Origin of the sequence: Bradyrhizobium sp. cir1 (assembly GCF_014198245.1) — a bacterium.
Lineage (GTDB): Bacteria > Pseudomonadota > Alphaproteobacteria > Rhizobiales > Xanthobacteraceae > Bradyrhizobium.
The window spans coordinates 661271-676180 of sequence record NZ_JACIHE010000002.1 but is presented as its reverse complement, the minus strand read 5'-3'; the positions used below and the strand labels follow the sequence as shown (position 1 = coordinate 676180).

At 64.5% G+C, this 14910-nt stretch carries 15 protein-coding genes; 9 read left to right on the top strand and 6 right to left on the bottom strand.

The genetic code is table 11. The features are described from left to right. Positions 1-3: 3 nt before the first annotated feature. The 3 genes from GGD63_RS07745 to GGD63_RS07735 all read right to left on the bottom strand — a co-directional run bounded on the left by GGD63_RS07745 (position 4) and on the right by GGD63_RS07735 (position 2070). On the bottom strand, positions 4-621 hold the full coding sequence (locus GGD63_RS07745; protein WP_183240496.1) for a hypothetical protein: 618 nt from the start codon (positions 619-621) through the stop codon (positions 4-6). A gap of 156 nt (positions 622-777) precedes the next feature. After that, complete coding sequence (gpt, locus tag GGD63_RS07740) at positions 778-1305, bottom strand: xanthine phosphoribosyltransferase (protein ID WP_183240494.1); 528 nt, start codon at positions 1303-1305, stop codon at positions 778-780. A gap of 27 nt (positions 1306-1332) precedes the next feature. After that, entirely contained in the window at positions 1333-2070 is a 738-nt protein-coding gene (locus tag GGD63_RS07735) for a molybdopterin-binding protein (protein WP_183240492.1), read from the bottom strand. 222 nt (positions 2071-2292) lie between these two features. On the opposite strand from GGD63_RS07735, the gene GGD63_RS07730 reads away from it, so the two are divergent. The 6 genes from GGD63_RS07730 (at position 2293) to GGD63_RS07705 (ending at position 7892) form a co-directional block, all read left to right on the top strand. Then, positions 2293-3711, top strand: coding sequence for a circularly permuted type 2 ATP-grasp protein (locus GGD63_RS07730; RefSeq protein ID WP_183240490.1), 1419 nt, complete (start codon positions 2293-2295; stop codon positions 3709-3711). Between the two features lie 4 nt (positions 3712-3715). Then, complete coding sequence (locus GGD63_RS07725; protein ID WP_183240488.1) at positions 3716-4660, top strand: alpha-E domain-containing protein; 945 nt, start codon at positions 3716-3718, stop codon at positions 4658-4660. A 129-nt stretch (positions 4661-4789) separates the two neighbouring features. Next, positions 4790-5632 carry a transglutaminase family protein gene (locus GGD63_RS07720; protein ID WP_183240486.1) on the top strand — a complete coding sequence of 281 codons (843 nt, stop codon included), beginning with the start codon at positions 4790-4792 and terminating at the stop codon, positions 5630-5632. Between the two features lie 91 nt (positions 5633-5723). Then, the gene (locus GGD63_RS07715; protein WP_183240484.1) at positions 5724-6131 is read left to right on the top strand and encodes a carboxymuconolactone decarboxylase family protein; all 408 of its coding nucleotides are present in this window, start codon (positions 5724-5726) and stop codon (positions 6129-6131) included. Positions 6132-6349: 218 nt separating this feature from the next. Next, entirely contained in the window at positions 6350-7108 is a 759-nt protein-coding gene (locus tag GGD63_RS07710; protein ID WP_057740901.1) for a proteasome-type protease, read from the top strand. Between the two features lie 25 nt (positions 7109-7133). Beyond that, complete coding sequence (locus GGD63_RS07705; protein ID WP_183240483.1) at positions 7134-7892, top strand: SDR family oxidoreductase; 759 nt, start codon at positions 7134-7136, stop codon at positions 7890-7892. 210 nt (positions 7893-8102) lie between these two features. Here GGD63_RS07705 and GGD63_RS07700 read toward each other — a convergent pair whose 3' ends face one another. After that, positions 8103-9341 (bottom strand): MFS transporter, encoded by a 1239-nt coding sequence (locus GGD63_RS07700; RefSeq protein ID WP_183240481.1) that lies wholly within the window; start codon positions 9339-9341, stop codon positions 8103-8105. Between the two features lie 159 nt (positions 9342-9500). Here GGD63_RS07700 and GGD63_RS07695 point away from each other — a divergent pair, with 159 nt between their 5' ends. Next, a complete protein-coding gene (locus tag GGD63_RS07695; protein ID WP_183240479.1) occupies positions 9501-10751 on the top strand; it encodes a NupC/NupG family nucleoside CNT transporter in 1251 nt (416 codons plus the stop codon). A gap of 149 nt (positions 10752-10900) precedes the next feature. Here GGD63_RS07695 and GGD63_RS07690 read toward each other — a convergent pair whose 3' ends face one another. Further along, the gene (locus GGD63_RS07690; protein ID WP_183240478.1) at positions 10901-11428 is read right to left on the bottom strand and encodes a cupin domain-containing protein; all 528 of its coding nucleotides are present in this window, start codon (positions 11426-11428) and stop codon (positions 10901-10903) included. Between the two features lie 212 nt (positions 11429-11640). On the opposite strand from GGD63_RS07690, the gene GGD63_RS07685 reads away from it, so the two are divergent. Beyond that, positions 11641-13767: a tetratricopeptide repeat protein gene (locus tag GGD63_RS07685; RefSeq protein ID WP_183240476.1), complete on the top strand. Its 2127-nt coding sequence runs from the start codon at positions 11641-11643 to the stop codon at positions 13765-13767. 122 nt (positions 13768-13889) lie between these two features. On the opposite strand, the gene GGD63_RS07680 is transcribed toward GGD63_RS07685, so the two are convergent. Then, positions 13890-14177 carry an usg protein gene (locus GGD63_RS07680; RefSeq protein ID WP_063682543.1) on the bottom strand — a complete coding sequence of 96 codons (288 nt, stop codon included), beginning with the start codon at positions 14175-14177 and terminating at the stop codon, positions 13890-13892. Between the two features lie 400 nt (positions 14178-14577). Between GGD63_RS07680 and GGD63_RS07675 the strand changes: the two genes are divergently transcribed. Then, entirely contained in the window at positions 14578-14892 is a 315-nt protein-coding gene (locus GGD63_RS07675; RefSeq protein ID WP_014494241.1) for a co-chaperone GroES, read from the top strand. Positions 14893-14910: the final 18 nt, after the last annotated feature.

Below are 14910 nucleotides of genomic sequence, written 5' to 3'. Positions count from 1 at the left end.
GCTTTAGCCCGACGCCGTCGGATGCAGCACGGGCCGATAGCCGGCCATGATGGCGCGCAACGTGGAAGGCGGCGTCAACAACATCGGGCGATCGACCACGCGTGCATGCGACGCGTAGCCCGCCGGTGACCACAGCAGCGTCTGTCCTTGCATCACCAGAAAGCTGTCTTCGCCCTGCTGCACCATCGCGCCGTCGGGCAGGTCTGCCAGCGGCATCGCGAGCGGGTGCAGTTGCTTGCGGCCGCGATCGAGACGCTCCCGATGCAGGACGGCATCCATCGCCTTGGCGCTGATGTCGCTCGCACCATTGCCCTTCTTCCACGCCGCGCGAAATCGTTTGGCGTCGTCGCGCCGGCAAAAGAAACACGGCCGGTGTCCCGCCGCGAAGGCCGTCGCTTCGTCGAGGAAGAACAGCTCGGTCCAGCTCCGCCGCGCCATCACCGGCCGGCGCCAGCCGCGGAATTCGCACAGGCACGTGATCCAGGCCGGCGTCGACCAGCGCTTGTTCAGAAGCGTCTTCGTTGCGGGATCGTGGATGATGCCGCGGTTGCCGGTGAACATGCCCCGGTGCGGCGTGGCGATGATGTCGCCGGTGGGCGTGACGCGGTTTTGCAGGGGCATGGTGCGCGTCCACTCCCTCTCCCCGTTCTTACGGGGAGAGGGTTGGGGTGAGGGGCTGCTTCCGCAAATTCGGTGACAGTGGGACTCGCGGAGAGTCCCCCTCACCCGCGCCTTCGGCGCGACCTCTCCCCGCAAGCGGGGCGAGGTGAAGAAACCTCACGCCGCCCCGTCGCGCAGCGGCGGGTGGTAGGACAGCGCGGTGTCCCAGGGGAAGAATATCCAGGTGTCCTGCGACACTTCCGTGATGAAAGTGTCGACCAGCGGGCGGCCCATCGGCTTGGCGTAGACGGTGGCGAAATGCGCATCGGGCAGCATCTCGCGCACCAGCTTGCCGGTCTTGCCAGTGTCGACGAGGTCGTCGACGATCAACAGGCCCTTGCCGGTGCCGTTACCGAGCTTCATGGCGGCCTCGGAGATGCCCTTGAGGACCTGCAGCTCGCCCTGCTTGTCATGGTCGTAGCTGGCGATACAGACCGTATCGATCACGCGCACGCCGAGCTCGCGCGCGACGATCGCGGCCGGCACCAGGCCGCCGCGGGTGATCGCGATCACCGCATGGAACGGGCCGACCTCGTTGAGCCGCCAGGTCAGCGCCCGGCAGTCGCGGTGGAACTGGTCCCACGACACCGGGAAGGCCCTGCCCGCCCGCTCCTGCGCGCTCAATTCCGGTGCTTCACCAGCCATTGTCGTCTCCTGCTTCGTCTGCCGGTGCTACCGGGTGATGTTCAATCCCGCCAGCATTTCCTTCACCGCCGCCATCGCCGCTGCGAGCTTATCCGCATCGCGCGAGCGCACGACCAGGTTGGTGTTCGGCTTCTGCTCTTCGTCCATGAAGGGATAGCTGCCGATGATGGTGTCGGGATGGGCGGCGGCGATGGCCCGCAGCGGGCTGCCGATGTCGCCCTCCCGGGCATTGGCGCGAACCGATTCGGAGAGCATGCGCACACCCGATTTCAGCTTGGGTGAGACGATGTCCATCATCGCCTGCATGATCGAGGGCACGCCCGCCATCACGATGACATTGCCGATCTTGAAGCCGGGGGCGAGGATGGTGGCGCTCTGGATCAGCTCGGCGCCGTCGGGGATGCGGGCCATGCGCAGGCGGGCCTCGTTGAGATCCTGCTCGCTCCAGCGCTCGCGGAAACGGGCGACTACCTCCGGGTGGTGATCGATGCCGACGCCGAAGGCCTTGGCGACGCTGTCGGCGGTGATGTCGTCATGGGTCGGCCCGATGCCGCCGGTGGTGAAGACGTAGGTGTAGCGTTGCCGCAGTGCATTCAGGGCAGCGATGATGTCATCCTCGTCGTCGGAGACGACCCGGACTTCCTTGAGGTCGATGCCGATATTGGTCAGGTATTCGGCGATGAAGCCGATATTCTTGTCCTTGGTCCGGCCGGACAGGATTTCGTCCCCAATGACCAGAATGCCCGCCGTGACGATCTCGCTCATAAACTCTGTCCCTCACCTGTGGCGCCGACTTTGCCGAGGTAACGCGTTGAAGTCACGCGGTTTTGCTGCCGAAATAAGCAGTCCTCAGCCATTTTTTCAGGCAAGCCGCCGGTCATCCCCGGTAAATGCTGCCAGTCCATGCTTATCGCGCTGGCCCGGCCCTTGCTACCACATGAAAGTCATGCACTGTTGACGCATGGCCACGGAGAACAGTCGGGATCTATGGCAGTCGCGTTTGATGAAATGAATATTCCCGGCGGGGACCTTCGGCCCGCCTATCAGGAGCTGGCGCGCTGGCTCAAGGAGACGCCTGCCGAGGCGCTCGAATATCGCCGCCAGGAAGCCGAGCTCCTGTTCCGCCGGATCGGCATCACCTTCGCAGTCTATGGCGATTCCGAATCCACCGAGCGCCTGATCCCCTTCGATGTGATCCCGCGGATCATGTCCGGCAAGGAATGGGCGCTGCTGGAGAGGGGCCTGAAGCAGCGCGTGCGCGCGCTCAACATGTTCCTGCGCGACATCTATCACGGCCGCGACATCCTCCGCGCCGAGGTCGTGCCCGACGATCTGATCTTCCAGAACCCGGTGTTTCGCCCCGAGATGAACGGCCAGCAGGTGCCGCACGACGTCTACGTGCACATCGCGGGCATCGACATCGTCCGGGTCGACGCCGAGGACTTCATCGTGCTGGAGGACAACGCCCGCACGCCCTCCGGCGTGTCCTACATGCTGGAAAACCGCGAGATCATGATGCGGCTGTTTCCGGACCTGTTCGCCCGCCACAGGGTTGCGCCGGTCGAGCGCTATCCGGACGAGCTGCTCGCGGCCTTGCGCTCGGTCGCGCCGCAAAGCGCCTCGGGCGAGCCGACCGTCGCCCTGCTCACGCCCGGCGTCTACAACTCCGCCTATTACGAGCACTCGTTCCTGGCCGACAAGCTCGGCATCGAGCTGGTCGAGGGCCGCGACCTCATCGTCAAGAACAACGAAGTGTTCATGCGGACGACCGAGGGCGTGAAGCGGGTCGACGTGATCTACCGCCGCGTCGACGACGACTTCCTCGATCCCCTCACCTTCCGCCCCGACTCCGTGCTCGGCGTGCCCGGACTGATGTCGGCCTATGCGGCCGGCAACATCACGCTCGCCAACGCCGTCGGCACCGGAATCGCCGATGACAAGGCGATCTACTCCTACATGCCTGACATCGTGAAATTCTATCTCGGCGAGGAGCCGATCCTGAAGAACGTGCCGACCTGGCGCTGCCGCGAGCCGAAGGACCTCGCTTATGTGCTCGATAACTTAAGCGAGCTCGTCGTCAAGGAAGTGCACGGCTCTGGCGGCTACGGCATGCTGATCGGCCCGGCCGCGACCAAGGCAACCATCGAGGCCTTCCGCGAAAAGCTCAAGCGCGAGCCGGAAGGTTTTATCGCCCAGCCGACGCTGGCGCTCTCGACCTGCCCGACCTGCACCGCAAGCGGCCTTGCGCCGCGCCACGTCGACCTTCGCCCCTTCGTGCTCACCGGCAGCAAGAGCACCACGATCGTGCCGGGCGGCCTCACCCGCGTCGCGCTGAAGGAAGGCTCCCTGGTGGTGAATTCGAGCCAGGGCGGCGGCACCAAAGACACCTGGATTCTGGACGAGTAGAGAGATGCTGTCGCGTACCGCCGAAAACCTCTACTGGCTCGCCCGCTACGTCGAACGGGCCGAATATCTCGCGCGCACCATCGATGCGACGCTGCGCGTTACCGCGCTTCCTGCCGCCTATATCGGCAAAACCAATGAATGGGACTCGGCGCTTCTCACCGCCGGCGTCGCCGCAAGCTTCTATCAGACCTATGAGGAAGCCAACGAGCACAACGTCGTCGAATACCTCTCGTTCTCGCCGAACAATCCCTCCTCGATCCGGAACTGCATCGAGGCGGCGCGGCTGAACTCGCGTTCGGTGCGCACCGCGCTGACCAGCGAGATGTGGGACACCATCAACTCGGCCTGGATCGAGTTGCAGGAGGTCTGGAGCAAGGGCACCTCGACGCGCGAGGATCTCGCCAAATTCCTGCGCTTCGTGCAGGAGACCTCGCTGCGCTTCGACGGCTCGGCCTACCGGACCATGCTGCGCAACGACGCCTACTGGTTCTCGCGCATGGGCGTGCACATCGAGCGCGCCGACAACACCGCGCGCATCCTCGATGTGAAGTACCATGTGCTGCTGCCCGAGGAAGAGCATGTCGGCGGCCCGCTCGACTTCTATCAGTGGAGCTCGATCCTGCGCTCGGTCTCGGCGCTGACGGCCTATCACTGGGTCTATCGCGAGACGCTGAAGCCGTGGCTGATCGCGGATCTTTTGATCCTCAACGACACGCTGCCGCGCTCGCTGGCCAGCTGCTACGGCAATCTCGTGCGCAATCTCGACCAGATCGGCGTCGCCTATGGCCGCCAGGGCCCGGCCCAGCGCCACGCCCGCGGCATCCGCAACCGGCTGGAACACAGCAACATGAACGACATTTTCCAGCATGGCGTGCATGAATTCATTCAGGAATTCATCGCGGACAATTCCAGGCTGGGCGAAATCATCACGAAGCAGTATTTGATCTGATACACGCCGTCATTCCGGGATGGTCCGAAGGACCAGACCCGGAATCTCGAGATTCTCAAGTGCGCAATTGCGCACTAGAGTTCGATGCCGGCGCATCGCCCCGGAATGACGCCAGAACAATGGTCCACCATGCGCCTGCGAATCCTGCACACCACGACCTATCGCTACGAGCCGCCGGCCACCAGCGTGATCCAGATCCTGCGCATGACGCCGTGCAGCCATGACGGACAATATGTGGCGGAGTGGCAGATCGACGTCTCCACGGACACCAAGCTCGACACCCATGAGGACGCCTTCGGCAACGTCACCCATGTGCTGTCCTGCGGGACCGTCGGCGACATCAAGATCACCGCCGAGGGGCTGATCGAGACCCACGACACCGGCGGCGTGCTGCGCGGCGCCGACGAGCGTTTTCCGGCCGGCATGTTCTTGCGCGCCACCGACCTCACCTCCGTCAATCCGGCGATGGCGGCGGTCGCGCGGCAGTTGCGCAGCGAGGCCGAGAGCGACACGCTCGGCTTCCTGCACGCGCTGATGAGCGAGATCAGCGACCACATGACCTTCGACGAGGACCCGACCAACAGCGGCACCTCGGCGGCGGAAGCGTTCACGCTCAAGCGCGGCGTCTGCCAGGACTATGCGCATATCTTCATCGCCTGCGCCCGCACCGGCGGCGTGCCGGCGCGCTTCGTCTCCGGCCATTTCCTGCGCTCCGACGGTACGGTGCACCAGGATGCCGGCCATGCCTGGGCGGAGGCGTATGTCCCCGATCTCGGCTGGGTCGGCTTCGATCCCGCCAACTGCATCTGCACCACGGACGCCCATGTCCGCGTCGCCATCGGCCTCGACTATCTCGGCGCCGCCCCCGTCCGCGGCACCCGCTATGGCGGCGGCGCGGAAACGCTGACGGTCGCGGTCAAGGTCGAGCAGGCCGGCCGCGGCGGGCAATCGCAGTCGCAGCGGCAGGGCTGAGCGCAACGGCGCTCATCACGAGGCGCATGCCGCGCCGAGTCCATGTGGGTGCTACAATCGCAGGGTCGGATCAGACCCTGAGAGGCCCCCCATGGCGACCGTAAAGCTGCTTTCAGATGACGAGCTCTCCGCTGAGGCGCGCGCCGTTTTCGACGACATCCGCAAGGTGCGGCAGTCGGATTTCGTCAACAATTTCTGGCGCGCGCTGGCGCATGATCCGAAGACGCTGCGGCGGACCTGGGAAAGCCTCAAGGAGGTGATGGCGCCGGGCGCACTCGACCCCAAGGTCAAGGAAATGCTCTACGTCGCGGTTTCCGTGGCGCATGGCTGCAGCTATTGCATCCATTCGCACACCGCGGGCGCCCGGGCCAAGGGCATGACCGCGGCCGAATATGGCGAGCTGCTCGCCATCGTCGGCATGGCCGCGGAAACGAACCGGCTGGTCACGGCCCTCGGCGTTCCCGTCGATGCGGCGTTTCTCGCCGATGCCGCGGATTGAGGGCCGAGCGGGAGAGCTAGACCGTTTCCTCCCGTCATTCCGGGGCGCGCGCAGCGCGAGCCCGGAATCCATCAGGCGACAAGGTTAGTGGATGAATGGATTCCGGGCTCGCGACTTCGTCGCGCCCCGGAATGACACCTCCCCCCGCGGGAATCGGGGGTTGGAGCGGCCCCTGAAATTCGCTAGTAATTCCGCGCAAACGCGTTCGGGGACTGGAAATGACCTATTGTTGCGGAATCCTGGTTCGGGACGGTCTGGTGATGATCGCCGATACCCGCACCAATGCCGGTCTCGACAACGTCTCGACCTTCCGCAAGCTGCATATCTTCTCCAAGCCCGGCGACCGCATCATGGCGATCGCCAGCGCCGGCAACCTCGCCATCAGCCAGTCGGTGCTGTCGACGCTGACCGAAGGCCTCGAAGACCCCAATACGGGCGAGATCGAGACGCTGATGAACGCGCCGACCATGTTCCAGGCCGCCCAGCGCATCGGCCGGGCGATCCGGGCGGTGCATGCGACCGAAGGGCCGGCGCTGAAATCCGAGGACGTCTCCTTCGACGTCTCGTTCCTGTTCGGCGGCCAGATCAAGGGCGCGCGCATGCGCCTGTTCATGGTCTACACCGCCGGCAATTTCATCGAATGCACCACCGACACGCCCTACCTGCAGATCGGCGAGCATAAATACGGCAAGCCGGTGCTCGACCGCGCGATGCATTACGATGTCGAACTCTACGAGGCGCTGAAGACCGGCCTGATCTCGATGGACTCGACCATGCGGTCGAATCTCGGCGTCGGCCTGCCGATCGACGTGCTGGTGGTGCGCACGGACGCCTGCGAGGCCGATCTCAACCACCGCATCGAGGCGGGCGAGCCCTATTTCCACGATCTGCGCTCGCGCTGGTCGGCGGCCTTACGCGCCGCGCACCAGAACATCCCGCGTCCGCCCTACAAGAACGAAAAAGAACCCAAAACCTGAAGCTTCAGAGAAAAGGCAGGAAACGATGAGTGAAGCGAAAAAGATCGCAGTGGTGACGGGCGCCGGCACTGGTGTCGGGCGCGCGGCGTCGCTGGCACTGATGAACACCGGCTTCACCGTGGTGCTGGTTGGACGCCGCATGGAGATGCTCGAGGAGACCGCAAAGCTCGGCCCCGCGGGAAAGAGCCTGTGCGTCACCGCCGACATGACCAAGCCGGACCAGATCGCCGCGCTGTTCGACAAGGTGAAGGCGACCTATGGCCGCCTCGACGTGCTCTTCAACAATGCCGGCATGGGCGCGCCCGCCGTGAACTTCGAGGACCTCAGCCTCGAGCAGTGGCAGGCGGTGGTGAACACCAACCTCACCGGCCCGTTCCTGTGCACCCAGCACGCCTTCCGCATCATGAAGGACCAGACCCCGCGCGGCGGCCGCATCATCAACAACGGCTCGATCTCGGCGCACGCGCCGCGGCCGTTCTCGGCGGCCTACACCTCGACCAAGCACGCCATCACCGGCCTCACCAAGGCCAGCAACCTCGACGGCCGCATGTATGACATCGCAGTCGGCCAGGTCGACATCGGCAACGCCGCAACCCCGATGACCGATCGCATGGTCAACGGCCCCGGCGTGCTGCAGCCCGACGGCACCACCAAGCACGAGCCGCGCATGGACGCCAAGGCGGTCGGCGATGCCGTCGCCTACATGGCCGGCCTGCCGCTCGATGCCAACGTGCTGACCATGACCGTGATGGCGACCAAGATGCCGTTCGTCGGACGCGGCTGAACAAAAGCTGCGAAAACAACCCCATGCACAGTAGGCGTCAAGAGGCGCCTGCTGTTGCTCGGCTGCGGGGGTGACGCGAGTTAAGTCCTCGCCCTGCCTCTACAATCGTCATTGGGAGCGCAGCGACGCAATCCAGGCTGTCAAATGCGGCGAGATTCTGGATTGCTTCGTCGCAAGGGCTCCTCGCAATGACGGGGGAGAGACCTTCCCCTACTCCAAACTCTCCACCTGCCGCAGGCTGGGGAACAACTTCATCCAGAGCAGCGCCACCGCGACGGTGCAGACGCCGCCGAGCACGGCGGCGGGCATGGTGCCGAACAGGGCGGCCGTGAGGCCGCTCTCGAACTGACCGAGCTGGTTCGAGGCGTTGATGAACAGGAAGTTCACCGCGCCGACGCGGCCGCGCATCTCGTCGGGCGTCGACAGCTGCACCAGCGAGAAGCGGATCACGACGCTGATCGTGTCGGCGGCCCCGAGGATCGCCAGCGACAGCACCGACAGCCACATCCACGACGACAGCGCGAACACGATGGTGGCGAGGCCGAACACGATCACGGCCTGGAACATACGCAGGCCGACATGGCGCGAGATGGCATGGCGCGCCAGCACCATGGTCATCAGCAGCGCACCGACCGCAGGCGCCGCACGGAGCACGCCGAGGCCGACCGGGCCGGTCTGCAGGATGTCGCGAGCATAGATCGGCAACAACGCGGTGACGCCGCCGAACAGCACGGCGAACAGGTCGAGCGAGATGGTGCCGAGAATGGCGGGATTGCTGCGGATGAAGCGGACCCCGGCAAAGATATTATCCGCGTGGTCCATGTCCTTGGCGAGCGCCTGCGGCCGCGGCCGGATGAAGCCGGTCAGGATCATCCCCACAATCCAGAACAGCAGCATCACGGCGTAGGCGAGATGCGGCGCGATCGCGTAGGCGAAACCGCCGAGCGCGGGACCGGCGATGGTCGCGACCTGCCCCGCACCGCTCGCGACCGCGGTGGCCCGCTGGAGCGATCCCTGCGGCGCGATCAGCGGCAGCAGCGCCGCGGTGGTCGGGCTCTCGAACGCGCCGGCAATGCCGAGCACGAAAGTCGCGATGAAGATCTGCACCTCGCTGACCGCGCCGAGATAGGTGATGGTCGCGAGATAGAGCGCGGTCGCCGCTTCCACGAGCTGGCAGAGCTGGACCACGCGCTTGCGCTCGAAACGGTCGGCAGCGTGGCCGGCGACGAACACCAGGAGCGCGGTGGGCAGGAACTGCACCAGGCCGACCATCCCGAGGTCGAAGGCCGAGCCGGTGAGATCGTAGATCTGCCAGCCGATCGCGACCGCAGCGATCTGGCTGGAGAAGCGCGACAGGCTGCGCGAGAGGACGAAGAACAGGAAGGCGCGGTGGGCGATGAGCGCGCCGGCACTGACCGGCGGATTTTGGGATATTGGCTGCTCTGGCATCGCCGCTTCGGTCACCTCGGACTGTCCGCCCCCTGATCTCGATGGGCCTCCGCGTGGCTGAGACGGGTCCGCTTGTCAACAACGGGACACTTCCGTGGCCTGTCGGCATTGCCTTTGCAACGCACGCGCGGCCATAATCATTGGGGGTTTGGGGACATCATGCTTCGCCTGCAATCGGCACTCGGCATTTTCGCATTGCTGCTGATCGCCTTCGCGCTGGCAGAGAATCGCCGCGCGGTCTCGCTGCGCCAGGCGGCGATCGGCCTCGCCGCGACCTTCGTCACCGCGGTCGTGCTGCTGAAGCTGCCGATCGTCGCCCATGGCTTCGGTGCCATCAACGACGCGGTCGGCGCCATCTCGGCGGCCTCGCGCGCCGGCTCCGCCTTCGTGTTCGGCTATATCGGCGGCGGCACCCTGCCTTTCGACCTGAAGGTGCCCGGCGCGGACTTCATCCTCGCATTCCAGGCGCTGCCGATCGTGCTGGTCATGAGCGTGCTGACGACGCTGCTGTTCTACTGGCGCGTGCTGCCGCCGGTCGTGCGCGGCATGGCCTGGCTGCTGGAGCGCACGCTCGGCGTCGGCGGCGCGGTCGGGCTATCGACCGCCGCCAACATTTTCCTCGGCATGGTCGAGGCGCCGCTGTTCGTGCGGCCGTATCTGGCGCAGATGACCCGCAGCGAATTGTTTCTGGTGATGACCGGCGGCATGGCCGGCATCGCCGGCACCGTGCTGGTGCTCTATGCGACGCTCCTGGCGCCGCTCATTCCCGATGCGGCCGCGCATTTCGTGATCGCCTCCGTACTGGGCGCGCCGGCCGCGATCCTCGTCAGCCTGATCATGGTGCCCGAAACCTCCGACAAGCGCACCGGCGGTACGCTGGAGGATCCCGAGATGGACGTCGCCAGCACGATGGACGCGATCGTGAAAGGCACGAGCGCGGGCCTCGAATTGCTGCTCAACATCGTCGCCATGCTGCTGGTGCTGGTGGCGCTGGTCTATCTCGTCAACGCCATCCTCGGCCTGTTGCCAAACATCGGCGGCGCCGCGATCTCGCTGCAGCGCCTGCTTGGCCTCGTCATGGCGCCGGTGTGCTGGCTGATGGGATTGCCGTGGGACCAGGCGGTGACGGCCGGCAGCCTGATGGGCACCAAGACCGTGCTCAACGAATTGATCGCCTATGTCGACCTCTCGAAGCTGCCAGGCGATACGCTCGATCCGCGCTCGCGCCTGATCATGCTCTACGCGATGTGCGGCTTCGCCAATTTCGCCAGCCTCGGCATCATGATCGGCGGCTTGGGGGTGATGGCGCCGGAGCGGCGCGAGGAGATCAACGCGCTGGGGCTCAAGTCGATCGTATCGGGGACGCTGACGACGTGCCTGATGGGGGCGGTGGTGGGGGTGTTGAGTTAGCTCTCTCCGCCGTCATTCCGGGGCGCGCGTAGCGCGAGCCCGGAATCCATCTGGCCGCAGCACCCGGGGTGAAATAGATTCCGGGCTCGCGCCAAGAGGCGCGCCCCGGAATGACGGCGGAGAACGACAACGCGCGACCGCGCGTCAACTTACGCCTTCAGCTCCACCGTCTTGAACTCCGCCGGCAGGATCACCTCCAGCAACTCGACGTCGTCCGAATAGTCCAGGATCATGTGCTTGATCCTCGGCGGCTGGGTCCAGGCGCTGCCTTCCTTCATCAAGGTCTCACCCTGCCCGTCCATGTAGGTCTTCACCCAGCCCTTGAGCACGTAGACCATCTGGAATTCGACGTCGTGGAAATGCAGCTTCGAGACCTCCGCCGGATCGCAGGGGCCTTGCAGCCGGATCACATGCGCCTGCGCCAGGCCATGGGTTGCGTCGGCAATACCGAGGTCGCGGTACTTCGCATAAGCACGCAGGCCGTCGGCCTTGAAGTCTTCTTCGCGGTGATGGCTGATCGCGATACGCTGCCTGGGACGTGCGGGCTTCTTCGGTGCGGCTGTGCGCGCCTTTGCCTTCACCGCCTTGCGTGCCGAGGACCGTGCCGCTGCCTTGGCGCCACTCCGCTTCTTCACCGCGGTCTTCGCTGCGGGTCTTGATGCCTTTTGCCTGGCCATTGTCTGCCTCCCTGATCTGAGCCGCGCCCGCCGGACGGGTGCAACCCGAAGGCAGATTAGCCAGTCCTGGACCAGGCAGCAATCGCGGGGCTCGGGCACGCGCGGCCCCATCGCGTCGAAGCTTGTCCCAAGCTGTCGTGGCTGGTGGCCGTCGTCTCGTATTCGTTCCCGCGCCGATTTAGTCTCGCCGGGAGATTCTGGGGGATTGATTCATGAGCAACAGCGTAGGTCAGCGTGCATTCCACAATGCCCGGCTTCGGAAGCGGCAGCAGGCCGAAGTGCTGCCATTGCTCGGGCTGGCCCTCCAGTTGCACAAGCAAGGGCTTCTCCCCGACGCCCGGGCTGGCTATCGACAGGTCCTGCAGCTCGAGCCCAACCAGTTCATCGCGCTGCATATGCTCGGCTCATTGGAGTCGGATGCCAAGAACTATCAGCAGGCCGAAATTCTGCTGAGCCGGGCGGTTGCCGTGGATCCGCAATCTGCCGATGCTCACATGAGCCGAGGCGTCGCGCTGAACAAGCTACGACGTCACGATGAGGCTCGCGAGAGCTATCGAAGGGCCCTCGCCTTGCGCCCCAACTTCGCCGTAGCCCTGTCCAATCTCGGCAACGCGAGCGTGACCCTCAATCTTCAGCAAGCGCTCGAGTGCTACGACAAGGCGCTCGCAATCGACGGAAACCTTGCCGAAGCCCACAACGGCCGGGGTTGGGTGCTCTGCCGTCTGCGCAATTATGACGAGGCCATCGCAAGCCTGAATCGCGCGCTATCGATCAAGCCCAACTATGCCTCGGCGCTGGCGAACCGCGCCATCGTATTGCAGGAGCTTCTGCGATTTGACGAAGCCATGGCGGATTGCAACCGGGCAATCGCCCTGGCGCCCGACGACATGAACGGATGGCTCGGGCGCGCCAATGTCTGGCTCCAGATCCAGCAAATCGCCGAAGCACTGCACGATAGCGAGAAAGCCATCGCGCTCGATCCCGATGCTGCTCAAGCTCACCTGGTGCGGGGCGTTTGTCTCTCCGCACTTGGGCGGATCGACGAAGCTCTGGCCAGTTACGACAGAACCCTCGAGATCGAGCCCAACTTCCCGGGCGCGATCTCCACCAAGATATTCACGCTCGATTTCGCGGCGGATGCCAGCGTTGAGCAGCATCAGCAAGCACGGCAGGTCTGGTGGGAGCGGATCGGCACGACGTTCGCTTCAGAAGCGGCGGGACCGTACGACAACAGCCGCGATCCGGATCGCCGTCTGGTGCTTGGCTATGTCTCAGCGGACTTCAACGCGCATTCGGCCGCGTTCATCTTCAAGCCGGTCCTGCAATACCATGACCGGGAACAGTTCGAGATCGTGTGCTACTCCTGTTCGTCGAAAGTGGATCCGGCGACCGCCGAATTTCAAAAGATCGCCGATCGCTGGCGCGACGCCTCGCAATGGAGCGACGATCGCCTCGCCGATCAGATCCGCGCCGATGGCATCGATATCCTGATCGATCTGTCCGGCCATACCAAAGGAAACCGCCTCAGCGTGTTTGCGCGCAAGCCGGCGCCGATCCAGGCCCATGGCTGGGGTCACGGCACCGGCACCGGGCTGCCGACGATCGATTATCTGTTCTCGGACCCGGTCGCGATTCCTCCCGCGGTCCGGCATCTGTTTGCGGAAACTGTCGTCGATCTGCCGTGCTTCGTGACACTGGAGCCGCTGCCGCTCGAGCTTGCCCGGGCGTCAACGCCGGCGATCTCGAACGGCTTCGTCACATTCGGTGTCTTCAACCGCATCAGCAAGATTTCGGACCAGGCCGCGCAGGCTTGGTCCAGGATTCTCGATCGGGTGCCGGGATCACGACTGCTGATCAAGGATGTTGCGCTGGACGATCAACTGGTCCGCGACAATCTGCTGGCACGGCTTGCGACTTGTGGCGTGCCGGCCGAACGCGTCGAACTGCTCGGCACCACCTTGCGAGTCGATCATCTGGCAGCGTTCAATCGCGTCGATATCGCCCTCGACCCATTCCCGCAGAATGGCGGCGTCAGCACATTGGAAGCCTTGCAGATGGGCGTGCCCGTGGTGGCGAAGCTCGGGAACAGCCTGCCCAGCCGTGCCGCCGGCTCCATTCTCACCGCGCTCGGCCTGCCGGACTGGGTGACGGACAGCGAGGAGGCCTATGTCGACATCGCGGTGAGCCGTGCGGCTGAGCTCGGCGACCTCGACAAATTGCGCAGCGAGCTGCCCGGGCAGGTCAGGGCTGCGGCCGCCTGCAACCCGGTCGCCTACGCGCAAGCGGTGGACGAGGCCTATCGCGCGATGTGGAAGCGCTATTGCAGCGGTGGCGTCTGATCGCGTGTTCGTACAATGGTGGGCAAAGCGGAGCGTGCCCACCATTGTCAGATGCGATCGCTGAGAGATGGTGGGCACGGCGCGTGCGCGCCTTTGCCTACCCTACGAGACCGGTGCTCGCTTCAATGCAGCCGGAACACGCCGTCGACGGCGCGGAGCTCCGCGGGCTTGATCAGCTTGGAATGCGCGACCGTCACCGAGAAGAGAGGGCCCTCGAGCTTCTCTTGCCAGAAGGCGAGGAAATCCGTCAGCGCCGGGAATTTCGGGAACATGTCGTAGTTCTGCCAGACATAGGTCTGGAGCAGCGAGGGATGATCCGGCATCCGGTAGAGAATTTGTGCCGTCGTCAGCCCGTAGCCCAGCATCTGTTTCCGGAAGTCCTCGGAAACGCCCCCAACCCGCAGTCCCATGCCAACCTCCTTTGCAGGAGCGCATTCAGGGGCGGCTTTCCGGTACGCTGCTTACGAGCCACCCGGTGGAGATGCGCTCACATGAGAGAAATGTGACGCAAACTGACAACCCATCTCAAGCCCAAAAGTTTAACAAGCTGTTGAAATTCAATGCGTTAGCAGCAGACATGACTCCGTGCTAATACGGCCTCCCAAGGGGCCTCGAAGAGGCCTCCGAGGCTGGTTAACGATGGAAAAGAGATTCTGGCAGTCCGGCCTTCCGGGTGCTGATTTTTCTGCTAGAAGCTCTTGCCCCCGCAAAATTCCTGTCCTATTTCAGCCTCGCCTGTGCTAGCACTCGCGGGCACAGACTGCTAACGCCCAAAAATTCCCATATCGTGCAACTACTTAGGAGGACTGCATGAAATTCCGTCCGCTTCACGACCGCGTCGTGGTCAAGCGCATCGACGCAGAAGAGAAGACCGCTGGCGGCATCATCATTCCCGACACTGCCAAGGAAAAGCCCTCCCAGGGCGAAGTCGTCGCCGTCGGCCCCGGTGGCCGCGACGAGGCCGGCAAGCTGATCCCGATCGACCTCAAGGTCGGCGACCGCGTGCTGTTCGGCAAGTGGTCCGGCACCGAGGTCAAGATCGACGGCGTCGATCTCTTGATCATGAAGGAAAGCGACATCATGGGCGTCCTCGACGTCCCCGCTTCCAAGAAGAAGGCGGCCTAAGAGCCCCCTCTCTCCCTC